This is a genomic window from Nocardioides sp. CPCC 206348 (assembly GCF_048654705.1).
Lineage (GTDB): Bacteria > Actinomycetota > Actinomycetes > Propionibacteriales > Nocardioidaceae > Nocardioides.
The window spans coordinates 21,479-23,425 of record NZ_JBMCZA010000211.1 but is presented as its reverse complement, the minus strand read 5'-3'; the positions used below and the strand labels follow the sequence as shown (position 1 = coordinate 23,425).

Annotated in this window: 3 protein-coding genes; 1 reads left to right on the top strand and 2 read right to left on the bottom strand. The window is 72.8% G+C overall.

Going from position 1 to position 1,947, the window contains the following annotated elements:
• The coding region (locus tag ACOADB_RS21840) for a hypothetical protein (RefSeq protein WP_378603519.1) at positions 1 to 440 on the bottom strand (440 nt) is incomplete at its 3' end.
• Positions 437 to 1,027 carry an RNA polymerase sigma factor gene (locus ACOADB_RS21835; RefSeq protein WP_378603516.1) on the bottom strand — a complete coding sequence of 197 codons (591 nt, stop codon included), beginning with the start codon at positions 1,025 to 1,027 and terminating at the stop codon, positions 437 to 439. The genes ACOADB_RS21840 and ACOADB_RS21835, both read right to left, overlap by 4 nt.
• Positions 1,028 to 1,088: 61 nt before the next feature.
• On the opposite strand from ACOADB_RS21835, the gene ACOADB_RS21830 reads away from it, so the two are divergent.
• Positions 1,089 to 1,947 (top strand): adenosine deaminase (locus ACOADB_RS21830; protein ID WP_378603514.1); only part of this gene is annotated, 859 nt, incomplete at its 3' end.

The window sequence follows — 1,947 nt, the reverse complement described above, 5'->3', positions numbered from 1 at the left end:
GCGGGCGGGGACACCGCCTGGTCGACCTCGGCGCCGACACCAGCACCGACACCGTGGCCAGGCTGATCGTCCGGGCTGTCGACCACCACCGGGCCCGAGGGGTCGTACGCCACGTCGGCCTCGACCCCGTGCTCGGCGAGAGCCGCTTCGAGCCCGTCAGCGTCCTCCAGGCTCGTGATGGTCACCACGATGTCGCCGTCACCTTCCTCGACGACAGCAAACGCGGCGTCGGGTCGCAACACGGCTGCACCGATGGCGACCGAGCCACCGGCGACGGCGGCGGCAGCGAGGACAGCGAGGCGACGACGGACCCGCCCCGGTCGTGGGGCGCTCGCTCCGGAACGTTCAGCGACGTGGTGCCGGAGCTCGGTGAGCAACGACTGCTCGAATGCATCGAGCGGGCCCTTCGAGCCGGAATCGGTGGCGCGGTGGATGGTCATGACGGAACCTCCGGGGTGAGCGCGGCCTCCACGCCGGGGCGTGACGGCTGCAGGTGGGACTGGACCAGGCGCCGGCTGCGGTGCAGCCGGACCCGCGCGGTGGCCGGCTTCACCCCCAGCACGGCAGCCGCTTCGGTGACCGACAATCCGTCGAGGGCAACGAGCTCCATGAGCGCCCGGTCGCGAGGACGCAGGGCACGGAGGGCGGCGTACAGGGAACGGGTCTCCCGTTCGGCGTCGATGCGCTCCTCGATCCGCCCAAGGCTGTCGCTGTCGAGCAGCCGGCGGCCCGCGACCTTGCGCACCACCTGGCGCTGGCGGCCCTGGCGTCGGAACTCGGCGGCGACGACGTTGCGCGCCACCCCCATCAGCCAGCCCACCGGGCTCCCCCGGTCGGGGCAGTAGCTGCTGGCGGCATCGATGGCGGCGAGGAACACGTCGGCGGTGAGATCCGCTGCCAGGTGCGGATCCGCCACGCGCCGGGCCACGAACCGCTGGACGGCGTCGAGATGCTCTCGGTAGAAGGCCTCGAACACGTCGGGATCGCGGGCGATCCGGACGAGGTCCGCAGGCTCGTTGTCGGTCATGTCCCCTCTTGGCTCCCCGGGCCCTCGACGTTACAAGCGCCCGCCCACCTACGATGGCGGCGTGCGGGACCTCCATGTGCTTCCCAAGGCCCATCTCCACCTGCACTTCACCGGCTCGATGCGACACGGCACCCTGCTGGAGCTCGCGGAGCGCGACGGCATCCACCTGCCCGACGCGCTCGTCTCCGAGTGGCCCCCGCAGCTCACCGCCGCGGACGAGAAGGGCTGGTTCCGCTTCCAGCGCCTGTACGACGTCGCGCGCTCCGTGCTGCGCACCGAGGACGACGTACGACGGCTGGTGCTCGAGGCTGCGCAGGACGATGTCGCCGACGGCGGCCGGTGGCTGGAGATCCAGGTCGACCCGAGCGGCTACGGCGCACGGTTCGGCGGCATCACCGCGTTCACCGACCTGGTCCTGGACGCGGTGCGGGACGCCACGCAGCGCACCGGCCTCGGCATGGCGGTGGTGATCGCGGCCAACCGGACCCGTCACCCGCTGGATGCCCGCACCCTGGCCCGCCTGGCCGCGCAGTACGTCGATCGCGGGGTGGTCGGCTTCGGACTGTCGAACGACGAGCGCCGCGGCCGGACCTCCGACTTCGCGGGGGCGTTCGCGATCGCCGAACGGGCCGGCCTGATGCTGGCGCCCCACGGCGGCGAGCTCCGCGGCCCGGAACACATCAGCGCGTGCCTCGACTCGCTGCACGCCGGACGACTCGGCCACGGGGTGCGCGCCGCGGAGGATCCCGACCTGCTGCGGCGGATCGTAGACACCGGGGTCGCACTGGAGGTGTGCCCGGTGTCGAACGTCGCCCTGGGCGTCTACTCCGACCTGACCTCGGTCCCGCTCCCCACGCTGCTCGACGCCGGCGCGACGGTGGCGCTCGGCGCCGACGACCCGCTGCTCTTCGGGTCGAGGC

Excerpts from the sequence above, each read along its gene's own strand:
- ACOADB_RS21835 (WP_378603516.1), bottom strand. The coding sequence starts at position 1,027 with ATGACCGACAACGAGCCTGCGGACCTCGTCCGGATCGCCCGCGATCCC.